Source organism: Sphaerisporangium rufum (genome assembly GCF_016863395.1).
GTDB classification, from domain to species: Bacteria; Actinomycetota; Actinomycetes; order Streptosporangiales; family Streptosporangiaceae; genus Sphaerisporangium; species Sphaerisporangium rufum.
Genome location: NZ_BOOU01000042.1, coordinates 21,915 through 44,387, shown reverse-complemented (window position 1 = coordinate 44,387; position 22,473 = coordinate 21,915). Strand labels below are relative to the sequence as shown.

Annotated in this window: 21 protein-coding genes and 1 tRNA gene; 16 read left to right on the top strand and 6 right to left on the bottom strand. The window is 72.7% G+C overall.

Features of this window, described 5'->3' with window-relative positions:
• Positions 1 to 50: 50 nt before the first annotated feature.
• Positions 51 to 1,040, bottom strand: coding sequence for a TetR/AcrR family transcriptional regulator (locus tag Sru01_RS14390; protein WP_239137415.1), 990 nt, complete (start codon positions 1,038 to 1,040; stop codon positions 51 to 53).
• 139 nt (positions 1,041 to 1,179) lie between these two features.
• Positions 1,180 to 2,124 carry an acyl-CoA desaturase gene (locus tag Sru01_RS14385; RefSeq protein WP_203984957.1) on the bottom strand — a complete coding sequence of 315 codons (945 nt, stop codon included), beginning with the start codon at positions 2,122 to 2,124 and terminating at the stop codon, positions 1,180 to 1,182.
• A gap of 294 nt (positions 2,125 to 2,418) precedes the next feature.
• On the opposite strand from Sru01_RS14385, the gene Sru01_RS14380 reads away from it, so the two are divergent.
• From Sru01_RS14380 to Sru01_RS14335, 11 genes are all read left to right on the top strand, one after another.
• Positions 2,419 to 2,491 (top strand) — tRNA-Gln (locus Sru01_RS14380).
• A 170-nt stretch (positions 2,492 to 2,661) separates the two neighbouring features.
• A complete protein-coding gene (glmU, locus tag Sru01_RS14375; RefSeq protein WP_203984956.1) occupies positions 2,662 to 4,143 on the top strand; it encodes a bifunctional UDP-N-acetylglucosamine diphosphorylase/glucosamine-1-phosphate N-acetyltransferase GlmU in 1,482 nt (493 codons plus the stop codon).
• A 67-nt stretch (positions 4,144 to 4,210) separates the two neighbouring features.
• The gene (locus Sru01_RS14370) at positions 4,211 to 5,188 is read left to right on the top strand and encodes a ribose-phosphate diphosphokinase (RefSeq protein WP_203984972.1); all 978 of its coding nucleotides are present in this window, start codon (positions 4,211 to 4,213) and stop codon (positions 5,186 to 5,188) included.
• A gap of 121 nt (positions 5,189 to 5,309) precedes the next feature.
• Positions 5,310 to 5,939, top strand: coding sequence for a 50S ribosomal protein L25/general stress protein Ctc (locus Sru01_RS14365; protein ID WP_203984955.1), 630 nt, complete (start codon positions 5,310 to 5,312; stop codon positions 5,937 to 5,939).
• Positions 5,940 to 6,116: 177 nt separating this feature from the next.
• On the top strand, positions 6,117 to 6,713 hold the full coding sequence (pth, locus tag Sru01_RS14360; RefSeq protein WP_203984952.1) for an aminoacyl-tRNA hydrolase: 597 nt from the start codon (positions 6,117 to 6,119) through the stop codon (positions 6,711 to 6,713).
• A 139-nt stretch (positions 6,714 to 6,852) separates the two neighbouring features.
• Positions 6,853 to 7,635: a sugar transferase gene (locus tag Sru01_RS35585; protein ID WP_275412169.1), complete on the top strand. Its 783-nt coding sequence runs from the start codon at positions 6,853 to 6,855 to the stop codon at positions 7,633 to 7,635.
• Entirely contained in the window at positions 7,577 to 8,389 is an 813-nt protein-coding gene (locus Sru01_RS14355) for a 3'(2'),5'-bisphosphate nucleotidase CysQ (RefSeq protein WP_239137418.1), read from the top strand. Before Sru01_RS35585 ends, Sru01_RS14355 begins: the two co-directional genes overlap by 59 nt.
• A gap of 20 nt (positions 8,390 to 8,409) precedes the next feature.
• The gene (cysD, locus tag Sru01_RS14350; RefSeq protein ID WP_203984946.1) at positions 8,410 to 9,324 is read left to right on the top strand and encodes a sulfate adenylyltransferase subunit CysD; all 915 of its coding nucleotides are present in this window, start codon (positions 8,410 to 8,412) and stop codon (positions 9,322 to 9,324) included.
• 52 nt (positions 9,325 to 9,376) lie between these two features.
• Positions 9,377 to 10,639 (top strand): sulfate adenylyltransferase subunit CysN, encoded by a 1,263-nt coding sequence (gene cysN / locus Sru01_RS14345; protein ID WP_203984944.1) that lies wholly within the window; start codon positions 9,377 to 9,379, stop codon positions 10,637 to 10,639.
• Between the two features lie 266 nt (positions 10,640 to 10,905).
• On the top strand, positions 10,906 to 11,487 hold the full coding sequence (locus Sru01_RS14340; RefSeq protein ID WP_203984942.1) for an RNA polymerase sigma factor: 582 nt from the start codon (positions 10,906 to 10,908) through the stop codon (positions 11,485 to 11,487).
• Between the two features lie 2 nt (positions 11,488 to 11,489).
• Entirely contained in the window at positions 11,490 to 12,605 is a 1,116-nt protein-coding gene (locus Sru01_RS14335; RefSeq protein ID WP_203984940.1) for an LCP family protein, read from the top strand.
• 73 nt (positions 12,606 to 12,678) lie between these two features.
• Here Sru01_RS14335 and Sru01_RS14330 read toward each other — a convergent pair whose 3' ends face one another.
• A complete protein-coding gene (locus Sru01_RS14330) occupies positions 12,679 to 13,572 on the bottom strand; it encodes a hypothetical protein (protein ID WP_203984938.1) in 894 nt (297 codons plus the stop codon).
• Positions 13,573 to 13,813: 241 nt separating this feature from the next.
• On the opposite strand from Sru01_RS14330, the gene Sru01_RS14325 reads away from it, so the two are divergent.
• On the top strand, positions 13,814 to 14,236 hold the full coding sequence (locus Sru01_RS14325) for an SRPBCC family protein (protein WP_203984937.1): 423 nt from the start codon (positions 13,814 to 13,816) through the stop codon (positions 14,234 to 14,236).
• 56 nt (positions 14,237 to 14,292) lie between these two features.
• Here the strand turns inward: Sru01_RS14325 and Sru01_RS14320 are convergent, their stop codons facing one another.
• Complete coding sequence (locus tag Sru01_RS14320; protein WP_203984936.1) at positions 14,293 to 15,480, bottom strand: FAD-dependent monooxygenase; 1,188 nt, start codon at positions 15,478 to 15,480, stop codon at positions 14,293 to 14,295.
• 90 nt (positions 15,481 to 15,570) lie between these two features.
• On the opposite strand from Sru01_RS14320, the gene Sru01_RS14315 reads away from it, so the two are divergent.
• The 3 genes from Sru01_RS14315 (at position 15,571) to Sru01_RS14305 (ending at position 18,450) form a co-directional block, all read left to right on the top strand.
• Positions 15,571 to 16,233 (top strand): TetR/AcrR family transcriptional regulator, encoded by a 663-nt coding sequence (locus tag Sru01_RS14315; protein WP_203984935.1) that lies wholly within the window; start codon positions 15,571 to 15,573, stop codon positions 16,231 to 16,233.
• Between the two features lie 226 nt (positions 16,234 to 16,459).
• Positions 16,460 to 17,443, top strand: a complete 984-nt coding sequence (locus Sru01_RS14310; protein WP_203984934.1) for a sulfotransferase — start codon at positions 16,460 to 16,462, stop codon at positions 17,441 to 17,443.
• Positions 17,444 to 17,643: 200 nt separating this feature from the next.
• On the top strand, positions 17,644 to 18,450 hold the full coding sequence (locus tag Sru01_RS14305; protein WP_203984933.1) for an SAM-dependent methyltransferase: 807 nt from the start codon (positions 17,644 to 17,646) through the stop codon (positions 18,448 to 18,450).
• Positions 18,451 to 18,528: 78 nt separating this feature from the next.
• Here the strand turns inward: Sru01_RS14305 and Sru01_RS14300 are convergent, their stop codons facing one another.
• Positions 18,529 to 19,638 (bottom strand): hypothetical protein, encoded by a 1,110-nt coding sequence (locus tag Sru01_RS14300; RefSeq protein ID WP_203984932.1) that lies wholly within the window; start codon positions 19,636 to 19,638, stop codon positions 18,529 to 18,531.
• Between the two features lie 163 nt (positions 19,639 to 19,801).
• Positions 19,802 to 21,037 (bottom strand): GumC domain-containing protein, encoded by a 1,236-nt coding sequence (locus tag Sru01_RS14295; RefSeq protein ID WP_203984930.1) that lies wholly within the window; start codon positions 21,035 to 21,037, stop codon positions 19,802 to 19,804.
• Between the two features lie 384 nt (positions 21,038 to 21,421).
• On the opposite strand from Sru01_RS14295, the gene Sru01_RS14290 reads away from it, so the two are divergent.
• Positions 21,422 to 22,468, top strand: a complete 1,047-nt coding sequence (locus tag Sru01_RS14290) for a glycoside hydrolase family 26 protein (protein ID WP_203984928.1) — start codon at positions 21,422 to 21,424, stop codon at positions 22,466 to 22,468.
• The last annotated feature ends 5 nt before the right edge of the window (positions 22,469 to 22,473 follow it).

The following is a 22,473-nucleotide window of genomic DNA, read 5'->3' as shown; positions in this document are numbered from 1 at the left end:
ACGTTAACTTTTCGGCAACGGCAGATAACACTTGGCCGCCGCCCGGGTGCTCATCCCTGCTGGTCACCCGGCACGTTGGCCGCCTCGCGGGGGCCGGCCTGCTCGCGCAGCCGCTCGTCGCGCTGCCTGGCCCGCTCCTGCTCCCGGGCCAGCCGCTCCTGCTCGCGCTGCTCGCGGGCCCGCTGCTTCTCCTGCTCCTTGGCGAGCTTCTCGTGCTCGCGCTGCTCGCGGGCGCGCTGCCGCTCCAGCTCCTTGAGCTCCTTCTCGCGGGCCTTCTCCAGCTCCCGGAGCTCCTTCTCCCGGGCCTTCTCGAGGTCCTTGAGCTCCTTCTCGCGGGCCTTCTCCAGCTCCTTGAGCTCCTTCTCGCCGGCCCGCGGCGCCGGCTCGCCGGGCGGCGGCAGGCCGGCCCGGGCCCGGACGGAGGCCGCGGTCAGGCCGGGGCGCGGCTCCAGCCCGGTCAGGCCGTTCCAGGCCAGGTTGACCAGGTGCGCCGCCACCTCCTCGCGGTCCGGCCGGCGGGCGTCCAGCCACCACTGGCCGGTCAGCGCCACCATGCCCACGAGCATCTGCGCGTACATCGGCGCGAGGGTGGGGGTGTATCCGCGCTCGGCGAACTGGTCGGCCAGCACGTCCTCGACCTGGCTGGCGATGTCGCTGATCAGGCTGGCGAAGGTGCCGGTGCCGGAGGCCGCGTGCGAGTCGCGGACCAGGATGCGGAACCCCTCGCTGGACTCCTCGACGTACTGGAGCAGCGCCAGGGCGGCCCGCTCCAGCCGGACCCGCGGGTGGCCGGCGTTCAGCGCCCCGGCCACCAGGGAGAGCAGGCGCTGCATCTCGCGGTCGACCACGACCGCGTAGACGCCCTCCTTGCCGCCGAAGTGCTCGTACACCACGGGCTTGGAGACCTTGGCCTTCGCCGCGATCTCCTCGATGGAGGTGCCGTCGAAACCCTTCTCGGCGAACAGCGTGCGGCTGATCCGGACCAGCTGCTCCCGTCGCTCCTTGCCGGTCATTCGGACGCGTGAGCGGGGTTCTGCCATGGGTTCAATAATGACCGGCGCCGGGAGCGGATCAACCACCAATGTCCCGGTTTGGCCTGCTATATCGCTATTTGACAGGGGGGGTTGCGCCGGAAGGGGGATGCGGGCCGCCGGAGGGCGGCCCGACAGCGAGGCTGGATCAGCCAACTCGCTTCGCCGCCAGCCGCTCGGGCGTGGGCCACCGCACGGCGGTCGCCCAGCCGGCCTGCTCGAACCAGCGGATCACCCGCGCGCTCGGGTCGAGCTGTCCCTTGAGGGCGCCGTGCCGGGCGAGGGTCGGGTCGGAGTGGTGCAGGTTGTGCCAGGACTCGCCGAAGGACGGGATGGCCAGCCACCACACGTTGCGGGACTTGTCGCGGACCTCGAAGGCCTCGTCGCCGAAGACGTGGCAGACCGAGTTGATCGACCAGGTGACGTGGTGCAGCAGCGAGATGCGCACCAGGCTGCCCCAGAAGAACGCGGTCAGCGCGCCGGTGATGGACCAGGTGACCAGGCCGCCGATCACGGCGGGCAGCACCAGGGAGGCGAAGACCAGCCACGGGAAGGCCTCGTGGATGCGGCGGACGTCCTTGTCGTTCAGCAGGTCCTTGGCGAACCGCTCGCGGTTGGTGCGCTCGGAGGAGAACATCCAGCCGATATGCGCGAACAGCAGGCCCTTGGTCAGCGCCTTCCAGTCGTTGCCGAACCGCCACGGCGAGTGCGGGTCGCCCTCCTTGTCGGAGTACTTGTGGTGCCGGCGGTGGGTGGCCACCCAGTCGATGACGCCCATCTCCAGCGACATGCTGCCCGCGATGGCGAGCACGATCTTCAGCGGCCGGTTCGCCTTGAACGAGCCGTGCGTGAAGTAGCGGTGCAGGCCCACGGTCACCCCGAGGCCGGTGAAGATATAGAAGACGGTGGCGATGACGACATCGCTCCAGCCGAGGAAGCTGCCCCATGCCATGGGCACCGCGGCGACGAGCGCGAGGAACGGGACCGCCACGAAGATGACGAGGAGGACGCGTTCGAAATTGCTCTTCGGCTCGGGCTCGAGATCCGGGCGGGGCGGCGGCGGCTGAGCCGCGCGATCTTCAACGACGGTCATGGGCAACCTCACGTGGTTCGGAACCGGACTGCTGAATCTCTCTGGCTACGTAACCGTAACCTACGCCATCGTAAGTTAGGAATTCCTAAGTGTGGAATGTGGGGAAGATGACGGTTCCCGGGACTTCCCGTGGCGCTTCCACGCCTTGCGAAAGGGGGCCGGCATCTGCTAAGCCCTCCTGCCCGTTGTGAGCCCGGTCATGCGTGGGCCGTCCGGCGCGGACGCTCCGGTGAGCGCCGCGGGCGCCGGGGTGGGTATTCTTGTCACCGCGAGTTCGGGAGGTCCTCCCACCGGTCCGGCGTAGGGTAATTGGCAGCCCACCTGCCTTTGGAGCAGGGTTGTCCTGGTTCGAGTCCAGGCGCCGGAACACCGATCACGCAGCCCGACGGCCGCGCCCCGCACGTCCAATATGTGGAGGGGGCCTGGATGTCCTCCGGCCCCCGGCGGGTATCCTCACGATGTCGGACGGGTGACCGGGCGGTGTCCCGCGCGCCCGCCCGCCGTGTCTCAGCCGCGACGCCGAGGGAGCCTCAGTCCGTGAGTGTGCCGCGCCCGGCCGCCGTCATCGTCCTCGCCGCAGGTGAGGGCACCCGCATGAAGTCCAGCACCCCCAAGGTCCTGCACGAGCTGTGCGGCCGCGCGCTCGTCGACCACATGCTGGCCGCCGCCCGGGGCCTGTCGCCGGAGCGGCTGATCATCGTGATCGGTCACGCCCGCGAGCAGGTCGAGGCGCATCTGGCCGGCTCCGGCCCGGACGCCCGCGCCGTCGTCCAGGAGGAGCAGAACGGCACCGGCCACGCCGTCCGCACCGTCCTGGAGACCGTCGGCACCATCGCGGGAACGGTCCTCGTCACCTACGGCGACACGCCGCTGCTGCGCACCGAGACCCTCGCCGAGCTCCTGGCCACCCACGCCGCCGAGGGGAACGCCGTCACGGTGCTCACCGCCGAGGTGCCCGACCCCACCGGCTACGGCCGCATCATCCGGGACACCACCGGCGCCGTCCTCGCGATCGTCGAGGAGAAGGACGCCTCCCCCGAGCAGCGCGCCGTCCGCGAGATGAACTCCGGCGTCTACGCCTTCGACGGGCTGCTGCTCGCCGACGCCGTCAAGCGCGTCTCCACCGCCAACGCCCAAGGTGAGGAGTACCTCACCGACGTGCTGTCGATCCTTCGCGAGGAGGGCCACCGGGTGGGCGCCCACGTCGCCGCCGACCACGTGGAGGTCGAGGGCGTCAACGACCGCGTCCAGCTCGCCGCCGCCCGCCAGGTGATCAACGCCCGCCTGCTGGAAGGGCACATGCGCGCGGGCGTGACGATCATCGACCCCGCCTCCACCTGGGTGGACGTCGGGGTGCGCATCGAGCCCGACGCCGTCGTCCACCCCGGCACCCAGCTGCACGGCGCCACGGTGATCGGCGCGGGCGCGCAGGTCGGCCCGGCCAGCACGCTCACCGACACCACGGTCGGCCCCGGCGCGGTGGTGCGCAACGCCGTCTGCGACCACGCCGAGATCGGGCCGGACGCCTCGGTCGGCCCCTACGCCTACCTGCGACCGGGCACCGTGCTCGGCCGCAAGGCCAAGGCCGGCACCTACGTCGAGATGAAGAACGCCCGCCTCGGCGACGGCTCCAAGGTGCCGCACCTGACCTACGTCGGCGACGCCACGATCGGCGAGGGCAGCAACATCGGGGCCTCCAGCGTGTTCGTGAACTACGACGGCGTGGACAAGCACCACACCACGATCGGCGACCACGTCCGGGTGGGCAGCGACAACATGCTCATCGCCCCGGTCGTGGTCGGCGACGGCGCCTACACCGCGGCCGGCTCGGTCATCACCAACGACGTGCCACCCGGCGCGATGGCGGTGGCCCGGGCCCGGCAGCGCAACGTGGCGGGCTGGGTGGAGCGCAAGCGTCCCGGCACCGCCGCCGCCCGCGCGGCGCGCGAGGCGGCGGACCAGGCGGCGGACCAGGCGCCCGTGACCGGCGACGAGGACGAGCGGGGAACCGATGGATGACACGGCGCGATCGACCGACGGCACGACAGGGCGCGGCATGACCGGCGTGCCCGGCGGAAAGGGCACCATGAGCGGCAAGAAGGCGGCCGGCGAGAAGCACCTGATGTTCATCTCCGGCCGGGCCTATCCCGAGCTGGCCGACGAGGTCGCGCGTCACCTCGGCATCGAGGTGACCCCCACCAAGCTGCACGACTTCGCCAACGGCGAGATCTACGCCCGCTACCTGGAGTCGGTCCGCGGCAGCGACGCGTTCGTCATCCAGTCGCACACCGACCCGATCAATACCTGGGTCATGGAACAGCTGATCATGGTGGACGCGCTCAAGCGGGCCTCCGCCAAGCGCATCACCGTGGTGATGCCGTTCTTCGGCTACTCTCGGCAGGACAAGAAGGGGCGCGGCCGCGAGCCGATCACCGCCCGCCTGATGGCCGACCTGTTCAAGACCGCGGGCGCCGACCGGCTCATGTCGGTCGACCTGCACACCCCGCAGATCCAGGGCTTCTTCGACGGGCCGGTCGACCACCTGTTCGCGATGCCCGTCCTGCACGGCTACCTGGCCGACAAGCTCGACCCGGCCACCACGACCATCGTGTCGCCCGACACCGGCCGGGTGCGCCTGGCCGAGCGCTGGGCCGACCAGCTCGGCACCGCGGTCGCGTTCATCCACAAGCGCCGCGATCTCGACGTCGCCAACCAGGTCAAGGTGCACGAGGTGGTCGGCAAGGTCCGCGGCCGTACCTGCGTGCTCATCGACGACATGATCGACACCGGCGGCTCGATCTGCAAGGCGGCCGACGCCTTGTACGAGCAGGGCGCCACCAACGTCATCGTGGCCGCCACCCACGCGATCTTCTCCGACCCGGCGGTCGACCGCCTGAAGAACTCGCGGATCTCCGAGGTGGTCGTCACCAACACCCTGCCGATCCCCGGCGAGAAGCGGTTCGACAAGCTCACCGTGCTGTCGATCGCCCCGCTGCTGGCCCGGGCGATCAGCGAGGTCTTCAACGACGGCTCGGTCACCAGCCTCTTCGAGGGGGACAGCTGACCGGTGGCCGGACGGGTACCGCAGGTCCGGTAGTCTCTTCAGGGTTGTCCGCGCTCGTAACGCCTTCCGCTAGGGCGGGTGAGGGTGAGCGCTTTCACTTGAGACTCCCTAGGAGAGATCCGTGTCCGAGGTACGCATCGCCGCCGAGCAGCGCTCCACGTTCGGCAAGGGCGCCGCGCGCAAGATCCGCCGCGCCGACAAGGTCCCGGCCGTCCTGTACGGGCACGGCATCGAGCCCAAGCACCTGACCCTGCCGGGTCACGACCTGCTGCTCGCGCTGCGCACGCCGAACGTGCTGATCCGGCTGGCCGGCGAGGGCGTGGACGAGCTGGCGCTGCCCAAGGGCGTGCAGCGCGACCCGATCAAGGGCTTCGTCGAGCACGTCGACCTGCTGCTGGTGAAGCGCGGCGAGAAGGTCACCGTCGACATCCCGGTGACCACCACCGGTGAGGTCGCGCCCGGCGCGCTGCTCGACCAGCAGCTCGTCTCGGTCGGCGTCGAGGCCGAGGCCACCCACATCCCCACCGGCGTCGAGGTCGACGTCGACGGCCTGGACGTCGGCGCGGTGGTGACCGCCGGCGACCTGAAGTTGCCCAAGGGCGCGACGCTGGCCACCGACCCCGAGACGGTCGTGCTGCAGGTCAGCGTGATGCCGACCGCCGAGGAGGAGACCACCGAGGGCGCCGAGGGCGAGAGCGCCGCCGTCGGCGGCGAGACCGCCGAGGCGCCGGCCGACGAGTCCGCCGAGTAACCTCCCGTATCGTCGGCAGGGCAGCCAGGGGGCCGGGAACGGCCGTCCGGGCTGCCCTGTTCGGTATGGCGGCCCGGGTCCGGTCCGCGAGTGGTGCCGAACGGGCGGGCGGCCCGCCCGCCCCCGATGCCCCCGGGCGGCGGACCCACCTGAGGCAACGGAACGGAGAGGTCGGTCGTGGACCGCTGGTTGATCGTCGGGCTCGGCAACCCCGGCCCGGAGTACGCCGGAAATCGGCACAACGCGGGTTTCATGGTGCTGGACGAGCTGGCCGCCCGGGCCGGCGGCCGGTTCAAGGCGCACCGGTCGCGGGCGGAGATCGTCGAAGGGCGGCTGGCCGGGGCACCGGTGGTGCTCGCCAAACCCCGGTCGTTCATGAACCTGTCCGGCGGTCCGGTCAAGGCGCTGGCCGACTTCTACAAGGTCACCCCGGCGAACATGATCGTGGTGCACGACGAGCTGGACATTCCCTACGGCGCCCTGCGGATCAAGCTCGGCGGCGGCGACAACGGGCACAACGGACTTCGCTCGATCACCAAGTCGATCGGTACCCGCGACTACCTGCGGGTGCGGTTCGGCGTGGGCCGCCCGCCCGGCCGGATGGACGCCGCCGACTACGTGCTGCGCGACTTCGCGACCGCCGAGCGCAAGGACCTGCCCTTCCTGGTCGACCGGTCCGCCGACGTGGTCGAGTCCCTGATGACCGCCGGCCTGGAGGCCACCCAGAACACCTTCCACCCCCAGGACCTCAAACCCCTCAGACCACCGCGCTGAGTTCTGGAAAAACGGGGGAGCGGGTCGGGGCGCATGGCTAGCATCCTCACGCATGGTGTTCTTCTGGTCACCTGGAGGAGGCGTGAGGGAAGGCGAGCGGGCTCCGGGCGCCGTTCATGGCGGTCCGGCGGCCCCGGGGGTGGTTTCCGGGCCGGCGGTGGGCTGGGCGGTTCCTGGAGGGCCGTCGCGCGCGGGACGGCTGGGGAAGGCCGCGTTCGAGCGGGCGGTGGCCGCCGCCGCCCTGCTGCTGCTCGCCCCGGTGCTCGTCGCGCTGGCGATCGGCGTGCGGCTGACCGGGCCGGGTCCGGTGCTGGTCCGCCGCGCGAAGGTGGGGCGCGGCGGCGCCCGCTTCACCGCCGTCGCGCTGCGCACCATCCGGCTCGACGCGCCGGGCGGCCAGGGAGGGTGCCATCCCGTCCGGCGTGGCGGCGGCCGGGGCGCCGGCGGGCACGGCGCGTTCGTCCGGTTGCGGCGGGACTCCCGCCTCACCCGGTACGGCGCCTGGCTGCGCCGGCACTCGCTCGACGAGCTGCCCCAGCTGCTGAACGTGCTGCTCGGCCAGATGTCGCTGGTCGGGCCGCGGCCCCGCGGCCCCGGCGAGATCCCCGCGGGCGCCGCCGGAGCGGCCGGGGCGCTGCGCCGGCTGCCGATGCGTCCCGGCATGACCGGCCTGTGGCAGGTGGACGGCGGCCCGGACCTCTCCTTCGAGGAATCGGTACGGTTGGACTTACGTTATGTCGAGCACTGGTCTCTCGCTTTGGATCTTCATATCCTGTGGAGGACCTGGTCCGTGGTGGCGCGCGGTCCGGGGGCGCGTCAGCCCGGGAACGCCAGGAGCTCCGAAGAGCAGCACCAGGAAGGGCATCGTGACGACACGCGACGACCACGCGCTCGCCCGCGATCTCGCCGCCGAGGCGGGTGAGCGGCTGCTGGCCCTGCGGGACCGGCTCGGCTTCGCCGACCCGGTCGCACTCCGGCGGGCCGGCGACCGGGAGTCCCACCTCCACCTGATGGAGTCGCTGTCCCGGCTGCGGCCGGACGACCGCGTGCTCTCGGAGGAGGCGACCCAGCAGGAGCGCTCCGATCCGCGCCGGCGCACCGCCGAGCGAGTGTGGATCATCGACCCGCTGGACGGCACCCGCGAGTTCGGCGACGACGGCCGGGCCGACTGGGCCGTCCACGTGGCGCTGTGGCGCCGCCGGCCGGGCGACGGCACGCCGGCCGCCGGGCGGCCGGCCCCGGAGGGCGAGCTGGTCGCCGGGGCGGTCGCGCTGCCCGCCCAGGGGGTGACGCTGTCGACCGCGGCGCCGCCGAAGCCGCCGCCGCGCCAGGAGGGCATGCGCATCGCGGTCAGCCGTACCCGCCCGCCGGAGTTCGTCCAGAAGCTCGCCCGGCTGGTCGGCGCCGAGCTGGTGCCCATCGGCTCGGCGGGCGCGAAGATCGCCGCGGTGCTCACCGGCGAGGTCGACGCCTACGTGCACGCCGGCGGCCAGTACGAGTGGGATTCGGCCGCGCCGGTGGCGGTGGCCCTGGCGGCCGGCGCCCACGCCAGCCGGATCGACGGATCGCCGCTGCGGTACAACCAGAAGGACCCGCTACTGCCGGATATTCTGGTATCCCTACCGGATCTGGCGCCAACGTTGCTCGCCGGCATCCGCGACGTGCACCGCCAGTGAAGCCTTCCGGAGGACCGCAGATGCTCCCGAGCGATTACACGACGTCACAACTGGACGTGCTGGAGGCCGAGGCCATCCACATCATGCGCGAGGTGGCGGCCGAGTTCGAGCGGCCCTGCCTGCTGTTCTCCGGCGGCAAGGACTCGATCGTCATGCTGCGCATCGCCGAGAAGGCGTTCTGGCCGGCGCCGATCCCCTTCCCGCTCATGCACGTGGACACCGGGCACAACTTCCCCGAGGTGATCGAGTTCCGCGACCGGCGGGTCGCCGAACTGGGCGCCCGGCTGGTGGTGGCCTCGGTGCAGGCGTCGATCGACGCCGGGCGGGTGGCCGAGGAGACCGGCCGGCGGGCCAGCCGCAACCGGCTGCAGACCACCACCCTGCTGGACGCGATCGAGGAGCACGAGTTCGACGCCGTGTTCGGTGGCGCGCGGCGCGACGAGGAGAAGGCCCGCGCCAAGGAGCGCGTGTTCTCCTTCCGCGACGACTTCGGCCAGTGGGACCCGAAGAACCAGCGCCCCGAACTGTGGAACCTGTACAACGCCCGCATCCGCAAGGGCGAGCACATCCGGGTCTTCCCGCTGTCCAACTGGACCGAGCTCGACATCTGGGACTACATCCGGCGGGAGAAGATCGAGATCCCGGCCATCTACTTCGCGCACTCCCGCACGGTCTTCGAGCGGGACGGCATGCTGCTCGCCGACTCGGAGGTGGTGCACCGCGGCGACGACGAGCCCACCTTCGAGACCGTCGTCCGCTACCGCACCGTCGGCGACATGACCTGCACCGGCGCCGTCCAGTCCACCGCCGCCACCATCGAGGAGATCATCGCCGAGATCGCCGCGACCCGCATCACCGAGCGCGGCGCGACCCGGGCCGACGACCGGGCCTCGGAGGCCGCCATGGAGGACCGCAAGAAGGAGGGCTACTTCTGATGATGACCGCGCCCCGCCCCTTCACCCCTGCGACCTCTGGAGACCGGTTCTGATGGACATCCTGCGTTTCGCCACGGCGGGCTCGGTCGACGACGGCAAGTCCACGCTCATCGGGCGCCTGCTGTTCGACTCCAAGGCCATCTTCGAGGACCAGCTCGAGGCCGTCGAGCGCACCAGCCGCGACCGGGGCACCGAGTACACCGACCTGTCGCTGCTCACCGACGGCCTGCGCGCCGAACGCGAGCAGGGCATCACCATCGACGTCGCCTACCGCTACTTCGCCACCCCGCGCCGCAAGTTCATCATCGCCGACACCCCCGGGCACATCCAGTACACCCGGAACATGGTCACCGGCGCGTCCACCGCCGACCTGGCCATCGTGCTGATCGACGCGCGCAAGGGCGTGCTGGAGCAGTCCCGCCGGCACGCCTTCCTCACCTCGCTGCTGCGGGTGCCGCACCTGGTGCTCGCGGTGAACAAGATGGACCTGGTCGATTACTCGGCCGAGCGGTTCGAGGAGATCCGCGAGGAGTTCACCGCGTTCGCCGCCAAGCTCAACATCGCCGACCTGACCTTCATCCCCATCTCCGCGCTGCACGGCGACAACGTCGTGTCCCGGTCGGAGAACATGCCCTGGTACAACGGCACCTCGCTGCTGCACCACCTGGAGAACGTGCACATCGCCTCCGACCGCAACCTGGTCGACGTGCGATTCCCGGTGCAGTACGTCATCCGGCCGCAGCGGGCCACCGACCACGAGTTCCATGACTACCGCGGCTACGCCGGCCAGGTGGCGGGCGGCGTCATCAAGCCGGGCGACGAGGTCATGCACCTGCCGTCCGGCCTGGTCACCCGGGTCGCCGCGATCGACACCTTCAATGGGCCGGTGGAGGAGGCGTTCCCCCCGATGTCGGTCACCCTGCGGCTGGCCGACGACATCGACATCTCCCGCGGCGACATGATCTGCCGGCCGAACAACCGGCCGCAGGTCGCCCAGGATCTCCAGGCGATGGTGTGCTGGATGGCGGACGGCGTGAAGCTCGCGCCGCGCACCAAGCTGGTGATCAAGCACACCACCCGCACCGCGCGGGCGATGGTCCGCGACCTCAACTACCGGCTCGACGTGAACACCCTGCACCGTGACGAGTCGGCCCAGTCGCTCGGCCTGAACGAGATCGGCCGGGTGTCGCTGCGGGTCACCCAGCCGCTGTTCGTGGACGACTACGCCCGCAACCGGCTCACCGGCGGGTTCATCCTGATCGACGAGTCCACCAACGGCACCGTCGGCGCCGGCATGATCACCGACGCCCGCTGACCGGCCCGCCCGCCCGCGCGCATCGGACGATGCCTCCGGGCGCGCGGGCCGGCATCGACCCGGAGTCACGTTCAGCCCGATCACCGAGCACGCCAGGTCATCTCTTCGCCACGCTGCTGACCGGTCGCTGAACCCCGTTCTGCGTTCGTCGCCCGCCACCATGCACCCGGTGACGCGAGCGTGAACCGAGGGCGGGGGATGTGGAGAGACGTGGGGACGGATCTGATCTCCCCACGAAAGGCCGGCTCGATGCCATGGTGTCGAAGATGACCGCTCCGCCGACCGCACCCGGCCTGGACGCGGAGTTGATCGCCGAGTCCAGGACCCGGCCGGAGACGTTCGCGGTGCTGTTCGACCGTTACTCAGCGATGCTCTACCGCTACGTCTCCCGCCGGCTCGGGCCGGAGGTGGCCGAGGATCTCGTCGGTGAGACGTTCATGGTCGCCTTCGCCCGCCGCGACCGGTACGACCTCGGCCGGCCGGACGCCCGGCCCTGGCTCTTCGGCATCGTGACCAAGCTGATCGCCCGGCATCACCGCTCCGAGGCGGCCCGGTACCGGGCGCTGTCCCGGCTGCCGATGTCGCCCGACACCGAACCGGTGGCCGACCGGGTGGCGGCCGGGGTGAGCGCCGCGGCGTCGAAGGCGCGGCTGGCGGCGGCGCTCGCCGGGCTCGGCAAGGGAGACCGGGACGTCCTGCTGCTGCTCGCCTGGGGCGATCTCTCCTACGAGGAGGTGGCGGAGGCCGCCGGCATACCGGTCGGCACGGTGAAGTCACGGCTCAACCGGGCCAGGCGCAAGGTGCGCGCGGCCCTCGGCGACATCGACCCGACCCGGGACGAGGAGTAGCGGTGGACGACCTCAAGATGCTTCGTGACCTCGGCCGTGATCTGGAGCACGAACCCGCCGACCTGCTGGCGCGGCAGCGGGACCGGTTGCTCGCCATGTCCATGGCCGGGAGCGGTCCTGATCACTCCGGGCGACGGGCCCGCCTGCCGCGCACCACCCGGGCCGGCAGGTCCGCTGGAGGTGGGCTGCCGGTTCGGCGGCGGCGGTGGGCGTGGGCCGCCGCCGCCGCGGCGGTCGCCGCGGTCACCGTCGCCATCGCCGTCGTGCCCGCCATGCTGGTCCGCGGCTCGGTACCCGCCGCGCGGGTGGTCGCCGGCCCGTCCTGGGATCGGCCCGCCAAGCAGGGGACGAGCACGAACGTCCTGCTGGTGGCGTCGGATCGACCGTCGCCGCAATCGGGGCTCGGAGTGAGGGCGGACGCCATCATGCTCCTCCACCTCGCGGCCGATCCGCGGCGGACGATGGTGATCACCATCCCGCGACGCTCGGTCGTCCGCATCCCCTCATGCCCGGCCGCGACCGGGGGGACGGCGCCGCGGCTGGACATGATCAACCGGACGCTGGACATCGGCGGTCTGGAGTGCGTGTGGAAGACGGTCGAATCCCTCACCGGGCTACATGTCGACCATGCCGTCGAGGTCGGTTACTCCGGGTTCGCCGCCATCGTGGATGCGATGGGCGGAGTTTCGGTCAAGCTGCCCGCGGCCATCGACGACCCCAAGGCGAAGCTCCGGCTGCCCGCCGGGACGTCGGTGCTCGATGGTGCGCAGGCGCTCGGCTACGTCCGCAGCCGGGCCGCCGGCGACGGCTCCGACCTGGCCCGGACCAGGCGGCAGGCGGCGCTGCTGCTCGAACTGCTGCGCAAGGCCACCGCCGAGAGCGTGCTGGACGACCCCGCCAGACTGGCCAGGCTGCTGGAGGCGGTCAGCCGGTCGATCACGACGGACCGGGAACTGGACGTGGCCACGATGACGTCCATGGCGCAGGCACTGGGATCGGCCGGGCCCGACATCCGGTTCGTCGACGTGCCGTGGGAGCCGTACGTGAACGACCGGAACCTCCCCCAGTGGAAGCAACCGGAGGCGGACCGCCTCTTCGCCACCCTGGCGAAGGACTAGCTCTTCGGCCTTGCCGCCGCGGATCCGGACGCGTCCCGTCCGGATCCGTCGCCCGGCGGCCGTGCCCGACGCCCTAGCCGAACAGTTCGTCGATCGTGCCGATCGTGGCCGCGCGGCGGCCCCAGCTCTCGATCTTTTCGCGGTCGGTGCACTCAAGGATGCGGGCTCGGATGTCGTCGGGTACGGCGATGCCCCGGCCGTCCAGTACGAGCAGCAGCATCCTTGCCTCGCCTTCGGCCAGCCCTTCGGCCAGCCCTTCGGCCAGTCCTTCGGCTCTGCCCTGGCCGAAGTAGCGGCGGGCGTAGTCGCTCTTGTACTCGCGGGTACCGGTGCGCATCATCGCCTCCAGGATCTGTCCGGCCGCTGCTGGAAGCATCGCCATGACCTCATCAATATATCTTTCCGCCTGGTCGAGCTCGGCGTGTTCGAGCCCGTTGAGCATCGCGGCCAGCACCTTTTCGCCGTCGTCACCGGCGCCGTGGGTGATCGCCGACAGTACGGCCAGTTCTAGGTTGTCTTGCGCCTGGGCCGCATCGATGATCTTCGGTATCTGTGCGGGACCGAGGACCAAGGGTTTGAGCACCAGACCGGGGTGGCCGAGGACGAGGGGATGGGCACACCACCGGGCGACGGCCGGCTTGGGGCTGATGACGAGCAGGGTGACCGGGCATTTAAGCCGGGCGCGCAGGCCGGCCAGGTAGACCGGCCAGCTCCAGCGCTTCCCGTCGTCCCTGCCGAGCTGGACCTCCACGATGAGGGCCATCGCGGGCTTGCCGCCGGCGCGGAGGCCGACCACGGTGTCGGCGCGGTATTCGGTGGGTTGGTGCTGGGTGAGGTCGGCCGACTCCACACGAGCCTCGGTGAAGGCGGGGACGGCGCCAGGCTTGACGCAGCTGAGCAGATCGACGGCCAGAGATGGTCGTTCCTTGATCAGTTCAAGCCAGATCTGGTGATCACGCTTAGGCATGATGTGAACACTATTAGTATTCACATCGCTACGTTATGTAGTTGGCAAAATCCCCGCCGTCGGCCGGGGTGATCAGGGCGGAGGGCGCCGGGGAATGCGCCGTCGCCTGGGGGTGCTGTCCGACCTCGCACCAGACGGTGCGTCCGGCACCGCCCGGGGCGGTGGATCTGTGGCCCGGTGATCTGTTCCGGTGGCACCCGGAGTAATGTTCTGCGGGTCCGGGGGTGGATATGGAGAGATCATGTCGTACGAGGCCTCCACCGTCATCGAGGCGGGTGCGGAGCGGGTGTGGTCGGTGCTGTCGGACATCGACCGCTGGCCGGAGTGGTCGGAGTCGGTGACCTCCGCGCGGCGGCTGGACGGCGGCCCGCTGACCGTCGGCAGCCGGGCGGCGGTGACCCAGCCGAAGCTGCGGCCGGCGACCTGGACGGTCACCGAGCTGGAGCCGGGCATCCGGTTCGACTGGGTGTCGAAGAACCCGGGAGTGGTCACCGTGGGCGGCCACCGGCTCACGCCCCAGGGCGACGGCCGGACCGCTGCGGTGCTGACGATCGAGCATCGGGGCCCGCTGGCGCCGCTGGTCCGGCTGTTCATCGGCCGGCTCACCCGGCGCTACATGGAGATGGAGGTCGCCGGCCTGAAGCGCCGCAGCGAATCGGGCTGAGCGCCCGGCCGGTCACCGGGCCGCCGGTCACGGGATGTCGGTCGTCGGGTCGTCGGTCACCGTGGCGCTGCGCCGTGCCCCCGGGCCGCCGGGACGGTGGTCCGGGGCCGGCGCAGCCGGGCGGCGGCGCCGAGGACCGGGACGAGGCGGGTGGCCAGGTTGCGGACCGCGATGCCGGGCCGGCTCGCCGGGATGAGCAGCGCGGCGGTCATCGGCATGGCCCGCTGCTTGGCGTCGGTCAGCACCCGGTGCCCGGCCTCGTACCGGCCGAACGCGGCCCGGTGGTCGGCGGGCGCCTCGGCGAGCGCGCCGGCCAGCGCGAAGGCGCCGGTCACCGCGAGGGTGGAGCCGTCGCCGAACAACGACACGCAGGACGCGGCGTCGCCGAGCAGGGCGACCCGGCCCCGTGACCAGGGGCTCACCCGGACCTGGCTCACCGAGTCGAAGTACAGCTCGTCGCTCTCCAGCGCGCGGGCCAGGATCTCCGGGACCCGCCAGCCGGCGCCGGCGTACGCGGCGGCCAGCAGCCGCCGGTGCTGTGCCAGGTCGCGGTGGTCGAATCCGGGCACCGCCGGGGCGCGGAACATGAAGGCGGCGCCACCGTGGCCGTCGCGGCCGGGGTGCACGGCCACCGCGCGGCCCGGGGTGTTGTACATGACGACCTCGCGCTCGTCACCGGCGAGGCCGTCGATGGGCACGGTCGCCACGTAGACACCGCGGTGGCGGACGAAGTCCGCCTCCGGCCCGAACACCAGCCGCCGCACGGTCGAATGCAGCCCGTCCGCCCCGATGACGAGGTCGAAGCGGCGGGGCGCGGCGCGTTCGAAGGTGACGTCCACCCCGGCGTCGTCCTGCTCCAGGGTGGCGATGGAGTCACCGAAGACGTATTCGGCGTGGTCGCGGCTCGTCTCGTACAGGATGGCGGCCAGGTCGTCGCGGGGGATCTCGACCTCGCCGTCACCTTCCCGCAGGGCTCCCATGGCGATCCGCCCCGCCCGGCGGCCGGTGGCGGTCACGAAGGACAGCGCGGCGACCTTGGTCGCCGCGGCCCGGACGCGGGGCATGGCGCCCATCTGTTCCACGACGGTGACGGCGCCGCCGCGCACGTCGACCGGGTTGCCGCTGGACCGCAGGCCGGCGGCGCGTTCGATCACCGTGGGCCGGAACCCGTGCCTGGCCAGCCAGTACGCGAGCGTCGGCCCGGCGATGCCGGCGCCGGAGATGAGGACGGTCCGGTTCTGCATGGCGGCTCCTGTACCTCGAACATCAGGTCAACTGGAGGAAAATCCTCCGGTTAGCCGTTACGGTAACCTAACCGGAGGAGAATCGTCCAGTTGTCGAAGAGGTCGAGCGTGGCGGGCAGGGCGGGAGACGCGGAGCTGCGGGCGGACGCCCGGCGCAACCGGCAGCTGATCATCGAGGCCGCGCAGCAGCTGTTCCTGCGCGACGGCGCCGATGTGCCGCTGGAGGAGATCGCCCGCCGGGCCGGGGTGGGCATCGGCACGCTGTACCGCCGCTTCCCGGACCGGAACGCTCTCATCCACGCGGCCGGTCTGGCGATGCTGGAACGCCTGGCGGAGCTGGCCGAGTCGGCCTGGCGGGAGGAGCCGGACGCCTGGCACGCGCTGCGCCGCTTCCTGCGCGGCGCGCTCGAACTGCGGCTGGGCGCCCTGCAGTCGGTGATCGAGCCGCGGCTGCACGCCGCCATGCGGGCCGCGCCGGAGTTGCGGGAGATCCGGCAGCGGATCATCGTCCTGGTCGAGCGGATGATCCGGCACGCCCATCAGGACGGCGCGCTGCGCCCGGACGTCGAGCCCGGCGACATCGCGCTGATGATGACGATGCATGTCCAACTGCCGGGGGCGGCGCCGGACGAGCGGGCGGTCCGGCGGGTCGTGGAGATCATGCTGGACGGCCTGCGGGCCGGTGATCAGCCGGAACTGCCGGACGGGGCCATGCCGATCGGTGCGGTGCAGCCGGATCCCGTGGAACCCTGATCCGCGGTGGCCCGGATCGGGCGGCCGCCCGTCCGGCGGCCGCACCGGACACCGGTGACCCGGGTGTCCGGTGGTCCGAATGCCGTCGGCACGCGTCCGGCCGCCGGCGCGGGCCGGAGTGGGACATCCGGCGTAGATCCTTTACTTTTCACCGGTGTTTCGATTACGCAGCGCGATAATATCTGCACGTTACGTGTTGACCGCCATCCCTCGGGGGGTCCTGCCGATGGCCGTGCGTCTGATCTTCATAGGTGGGCTGGGCCGCAGCGGCACGGCCCTGCTCGAGCGGCTGCTCGGCGAGGTTCCGGGTGTCGCCGCGCTGGGCGAGGTCGTGCATCTGTGGGAACGGGGGGTCGCCGCGCGGGAGCTCTGCGGATGCGGCGAGCGCTTCACGAGTTGTCCGTTCTGGCGGCGGGTGGGGGTCCGCGCGTTCGGCGGCTGGTCCACCGGGCTGGCCGACCGGGTGCTGACGTTGCGCCGCCGGCTCGACCGCACCCGGCACATTCCGGCACTGGCCGCCCGGGGGGCGCGGGCCGGGCTCAGCGGCTACACCCGGGCCTACACCCGGGTGTACGAGGCGGCGGCGGAGGTGGCCGGCGCTCCGGTGGTCGTCGATTCGAGCAGGCATGCCTCGCTGGCCTTCTGCCTGCGCACCTCGCCGGTGGTCGATCTCAGCGTGGTGCACGTGGTGCGCGATCCGCGCGCGGTGGCGCACTCCTGGCGGCGCCGGACGGACCGCATGCCCGATCCGGGCCGGGCGAGCCGGCGGCCGTGGCGGACCACCGCCCACTGGATGGTGCAGAACCTCGCCTTCGAGCTGCTCGCCCGCCGGGGCGGTACGGTCATCCGGGTGCGTTACGAAGACCTGGTGGCCGACCCGGTCGCGGTGCTGTCCGCGCTGCTGGTCCGGCTCGGGCTGTGCCGGGAGCACGAGGCCGAGGCGCTGGCGTTCCTGCGCCCGGGCGCCGCCGACCTGTCGGTCGCGCACACCTGTGCGGGTGATCCGATCCGGTTCCGGGCCGGGCCGCTGGCGCTGGGCCGGGACGAGGCGGGGTGCGAGCGGCTGTCCCGGCCGCACCGGTGGCTGGTCACCGCACTGGCCTGGCCGCTCATGGTCCAGTACGGCTACCGGATCCGCGACCGGCGGCCGCCGGACGGCCTGCCCGCCGGATGGCTGCCCGCCGGGGTCACCCCCCAGGAGTGCCGGTGACCGCGATCCGGCCGGAGCCGTCCGGCACCGGCCGGGCGGTCCGGGCCCGCCGGGCGTTCCGCGGCCACGGACGCCGGTGCTCATTACCGCCAGATAGCGGTTGATGCCGCGACAAATCCTCATTCGGCGCGTCCGGCCACCTAAGATCATGCCTGACGGCGATCGACGGTGCACGCCCGTGCGGGCGGGTGGAGGGCGACATGGCGGACGAACGGCCGGCACCGAGCGGCATCGACACCCGCATCCCGAACGGGGCCCGTATCTACGACTACATCCTCGGTGGCAAGAACAACTACGCCGCGGACCGGGCGGCCGGCGACCAGATGATCGGCACCAATCCGGGCGCGCCTGCCACCGCCAAGGCCAACCGCGCGTTCCTCGGCCGGGCCGTCCGGTACCTGGCCGAGGAGTGCGGCATTCGGCAGTTCCTGGACATCGGCACCGGGCTGCCCACGCAGCAGAACGTGCACGAGGTGGCGCTCGCCGCGGTGCCCGACGCCCGCGTCGTCTACGTCGACTACGACCCGGTCGTCGTCGCGCACGGGCAGGCGCTGCTCGCCACCAGCGATTCGGTCACCGTGATCCAGGGTGATCTGCGCCGGCCCGGGGAGATCATCGACCATCCGGAGACCCGGCGGTTCATCGACTTCGGGGCGCCGGTGGCCGTGCTGATGGTGGCCGTGCTGCACTTCGTCTCCGACGAAGAGGATCCGGCGGGCATCCTGGCCCGGTTCGCCGAGGTCATGGCGCCCGGCAGCCATCTGGTCATCTCGCACACCGTCAACGAGGCTCCCGACCAGGTCATGGAGTCCGCCAAGCAGGGCTTCCGCGGCGCGGGCGCCCCGCTCACCCCGCGGACCCGGGACGAGGTGCGGGCCTTCTTCGCCGGCTTCGAGCCGGTGGAACCGGGCCTGGTCGAGGTGGCCCGCTGGCGCCCGGCGATCGAGCCGCCCGCCGGCCGGAAGTCACCCTGGGTCATCGTCGGCGGCGTCGCCCGCAAGCGGTGATCCGCATGGCGGCATAGTGGTCTTCGCCGCTATCGGGACGTCGTCCCATCGGAACGCGCCGGGCGACCGGCCGGCCCCTCACCAGATGGCCTCCTGGGCGTCGATCACCGGGGTCAGCCAGTCGGCGGGCGGGCCGAGCGGGTGATGGCCGTCCTGCTCGTAGCGGTCGGCGATCGCGATCAGGTAGTGCACGGCGGCCTGGCGCGCCTCTCCGGCCGACAGGCCGAACGGGGCGAGGGTGCGGAACGAACGGGCGACGCAGGACTCGGCGGCGGCGCGCGGCCGCATCCGGCGCAGCGCCCGCTGGAAGGCGTGGTGCAGCGCGTCGAAACCGAGCGGGACGCCGGTGGCGAAGCGTTCCCAGTCCCACACCAGCAACCGGCCGCCGGGACCGGGCGCGATGTTCCACGCCGAGAAGTCGCCGTGCCAGGCGTGCCCGGTGGTCGTCTGCGGGCCGGCGCCCGCCATGGACCGGCCGAGCAGGGCGATCTCGTGCACGGCCCGGTTCAGCAAGGCGGCCGGCACCCGGCCCCGGCGCACCGGCAGCGGGGCCAGGGCCAGCAGTTCCAGCCCGTGCCACTCGTCGTGGTACAGCACGTCGGGCGCCGTCACGACCTGCGGCCGGGCGGCGGCGACCAGCCGCAGGGTCTCGGCCTCGTGCCGGACCAGCGCCCGCGCGCGGTCGTGGTCGCCGACCTTCACGAAGGCGAGCGGCCTGCCGGACGGCCCGCGTACCGCCAGGACCGGCTTGCGGCCGGCCCGCCGGTCGGGCCGGACCAGCGGGACGGCGCGGACCGGATGGCCGAAGACCTCGGCGAGATGCGCCTCGATGGTGTCCGGCACCGGGGACGGCGCGCGTCGCGCGGCGAGCCGGCGCGCCCAGGGCGCCGGGCGGCGGCGTGACCCGGTCGGCGGCATCGGGTGCGGGGCCCGCCCGATGGCGGTGCCCGCGCCGTCCGCGCTCGCGCCGCCGCTCAGGTCCACGCCCGCCTCGGCGGGGTCCGGGACACCGGGCGGGGAGGTGCCGTCGGCCGGTGCGGCGGACTCGGGTGCGGTCCGCGGGGACGGGACGGTGGCCAGCAGCGGCCGGCCGGGCAGGCCCGGGCCGGATGTCCGGGCGGATTCGAGGGGATCAGAGGCCGCCGGGGCGGCGGAGGACGGACGCGGGGCCGGCGGGGGATAGCGCAAGCTGATCACCTCTTCGAGATGGCGGAGCGGCGGCCGGTCGGTTCTGCCACGGACTCATGCCCAGCAGGGCCGATTCCTCACCGGCCGGTCGTCCCGGCGCAGGAAGACGGGCGGAACGCGGCGCTGACGGTCGCTTCCCGCCGTTCATGACGCGGGCGGGGGCTCACGAGGCGTGCGCGGCCGGACCGGCGGGGTGGCGGCGGCCCGGCCGGGGCGGCGGCTCGCCGCCGGGTGACATGACGACGCCGAGCACCGGGGTGCCGGTGCGGCGCAGCCGGTGGACGGCGCCGGCGAGATGCCAGGTGCGGGTGTCGCCCCCGGCGATCAGCAGCAGCGCGGCGTCGGCCCCGGCGGCGTGGTCGGTGCGCACCCAGATCGGGGCGAGCCCGGCCATGGCCGTGCGGAGTTCGTCGGCGAGAGGCTCGGGGTCGGCGCCCGGGGTGACGGCCCGCACGAGCAGCTCGCCGCCGTCCCGCAGCCGCCGGGACACCGAGATCGCCAGCTCGCGCAGCTCGTGCGGACCGTCACCCTCGCACAGCACGGTCAGGCCGGTGCGGCGCTCCACGTCGGCGGGGTCGCGCAGCCGGGTGTCGAGCCGGTCGCGGGCCAGGGCGGCCCCGATACCGGCCAGCAGGCCGGCGAAGACCCCGCCGGCCAGGTAGAGCGGCGGGCCGGGCCCGGCGGGCGCGGCGGGTGGCCGGGCGTCGCTGATGACGGTGCCGGGGGTGACCGCCACGGTGGTCAGCGCGTCGTACCTGGCGGTGAGCGCGTCGAGCTGCCGGGCCAGAACGCGCTGCCGGTCGGCGGCGACGGCGTGCCCGGCCGAGCCGGGTGCCAGCCGGGCGAGCCGGGTGGCCGCGCCGGACAGCGCCGCCTCGGTCTGCCGCAGCCGGGCCGACAGCGCCTTGGCCTGGAGGTCCAGCGTCGCGGCCGCCGTCGCCGCCCGGTCGTCGAGATAGGCCTGGGCGAACGCCGCCGCGCCGGCGGCGGCGTTCGCCGGGTCACCGGCGGTGAAGGAGAGGGCGAGCACCGCCGACCCGGAGGGCACCGCCACGGTGACCCGGTCGCGCAGGGCGGCGGGGTCGGCGGCCTTCAGCGTGCGGGCGGCGCGGGCGGCGACGGCGGCCGAGCGGGCCAGCCGGGCCTCGGTGCCGAGGTCCGGCGGCTCCCGGCGGCCGGTCGCCGGGCCGGCCTGGTCCGGTACGCCGGTGGCCAGGACGAGCACCTCGGCGGTCGCGGCGTAGGAGGGCGGGGTGACCGCGAGGGCGGCGCCGCCGCCGCACGCCCCGGCGAGCAGGAACGCGATCAGCACGGTACGGCGCCGCCGCAGCGCCGCGCCGAGACCGATGACCCCGCGCCCGGGGCGGGGGACGGAGAAGGAGGACGCCGGGTGGCTCATCGAAACGGCCGGCCTCTCGCTGTGGGGGTTCGCCGAGGGATCTGCCCGGTCGCGGAGTGACTGCCGTCTCTGGTCGCCTCCCCCGTGGCGCAGACCTAGAGAACTATAGGCGCAACCCAAGATTTTCCGATCCGGTACCGGCGTTTTTCTGACCTGCCTTCCTTTCGGATTTTGTAATAAATGCCAATTTATTGGCGGGCACACTCGGGCGCTACCTGCGGGTTCTGCCGATGGCGTACCCGGGATCCCGGTCGGCGCGCGACCGGCCGATCATGGATGAGTTTCCGGCGATCGGCCCGGATCGATGGGAAGGTGAATACCGTCCGGCCGGCTGCGGCCGGTGCGGGCAATCGCACGGCAGGAGGTTTACGGGTCTTGCGTAGAATGGCGGGAATATGGTTTTTCGCGGCCGGTCTCGCCGCCGGCTGCGGGCTGATCGTCTACGCCATGGTCTCCGCGCGTCCTCCCCGGCCTCCGCTGGCCGACGAGCGCCCGCCCCCGGGGTGGACGGCGAGCGGCGCGCCGGGATGCGCGGCCACCGCCAAGCTCATCCCGGGCTGCGGCGCCTGGTGGGGAGTGGCACCGGACCTGGCCGGCGGGCGGCGGCCCGCGGCGGCCGTCGCCGCCGCCGAGAAGCGGATGGGCCGCCGGGCCGACATCCTCCACGTGTACCACCGCGGCGGCGATGATTTCCCCACGCCGGCCGAGCGCCGGCTGGCCAGGCACCGGTTGCTGCTGATCGACTGGACGCCGTCCCCGGGCGACACCTGGGCCGAGATCGCCGCGGGTGCGGCCGACCGCCGCGTCGACCGGCTCGCCGAGCGGATCCGGCGCCGGCTGCCCGGCCGGTTCTTCCTGGCCCTGCACCCGGGGCCGGAGCGCGACGTGCGCGAGCGGCCCGGTTCGGGGATGACCGCCGCGGACTACGCCGCGATGTTCCGGCACGTGGTGCTGCGGCTGCGCCGGCACGGGGTGCGCAACGCCGTGACCGTGATGACCTTCGCGGGGCCGGCCGGCCGGCCGGACGGGCCATGGTCCGGGCGGCTGTACCCCGGCGACGACGTGGTGGACTGGATCGGCGTCGAGCGCTACGCCGGCGGGCGGGCCGGCGACTTCGCCGCCCTGGTCGACCACCCGCGCCGGTCCGGGTTCTACCGGTGGACCCAGCGGCATTACCCCGGTAAGCCGATCATGGTGGCGGAGTGGGGGGTCGCCGAGCGTCCGGACGACCCCGGCGCCAAGGTCACCTTCTACGAGACGGTCCGCCGGCAGATCCGTGCGTACCCGCAGATAAAGGCGCTGGTCTACGCCGAAGCCGCGGCCGGGCCGCGCGGGGACACCCGATTCGACACCACCGAGGCCGCCGGCCGGGCCTTCGCCGAGCTGGCCCGCGCGCCGTACTTCAGCTCGACGCCGGTGCCCGGCCGGTGAGCGGG

Excerpts from the sequence above, each read along its gene's own strand:
- Sru01_RS14340 (WP_203984942.1), top strand. The coding sequence starts at position 10,906 with ATGACCGCTCCGCCGACCGCACCCGGCCTGGACGCGGAGTTGATCGCC.
- Sru01_RS14325 (WP_203984937.1), top strand. The coding sequence starts at position 13,814 with ATGTCGTACGAGGCCTCCACCGTCATCGAGGCGGGTGCGGAGCGGGTG.
- cysD (WP_203984946.1), top strand. The coding sequence starts at position 8,410 with ATGCTCCCGAGCGATTACACGACGTCACAACTGGACGTGCTGGAGGCC.
- Sru01_RS14305 (WP_203984933.1), top strand. The coding sequence starts at position 17,644 with ATGGCGGACGAACGGCCGGCACCGAGCGGCATCGACACCCGCATCCCG.
- Sru01_RS14370 (WP_203984972.1), top strand. The coding sequence starts at position 4,211 with ATGAGCGGCAAGAAGGCGGCCGGCGAGAAGCACCTGATGTTCATCTCC.
- Sru01_RS14290 (WP_203984928.1), top strand. The coding sequence starts at position 21,422 with ATGGCGGGAATATGGTTTTTCGCGGCCGGTCTCGCCGCCGGCTGCGGG.
- Sru01_RS14385 (WP_203984957.1), bottom strand. The coding sequence starts at position 2,124 with ATGACCGTCGTTGAAGATCGCGCGGCTCAGCCGCCGCCGCCCCGCCCG.
- Sru01_RS14320 (WP_203984936.1), bottom strand. The coding sequence starts at position 15,480 with ATGCAGAACCGGACCGTCCTCATCTCCGGCGCCGGCATCGCCGGGCCG.
- Sru01_RS14310 (WP_203984934.1), top strand. The coding sequence starts at position 16,460 with ATGGCCGTGCGTCTGATCTTCATAGGTGGGCTGGGCCGCAGCGGCACG.
- cysN (WP_203984944.1), top strand. The coding sequence starts at position 9,377 with ATGGACATCCTGCGTTTCGCCACGGCGGGCTCGGTCGACGACGGCAAG.
- Sru01_RS14330 (WP_203984938.1), bottom strand. The coding sequence starts at position 13,572 with ATGCCTAAGCGTGATCACCAGATCTGGCTTGAACTGATCAAGGAACGA.
- Sru01_RS14390 (WP_239137415.1), bottom strand. The coding sequence starts at position 1,040 with ATGGCAGAACCCCGCTCACGCGTCCGAATGACCGGCAAGGAGCGACGG.
- Sru01_RS14295 (WP_203984930.1), bottom strand. The coding sequence starts at position 21,037 with ATGAGCCACCCGGCGTCCTCCTTCTCCGTCCCCCGCCCCGGGCGCGGG.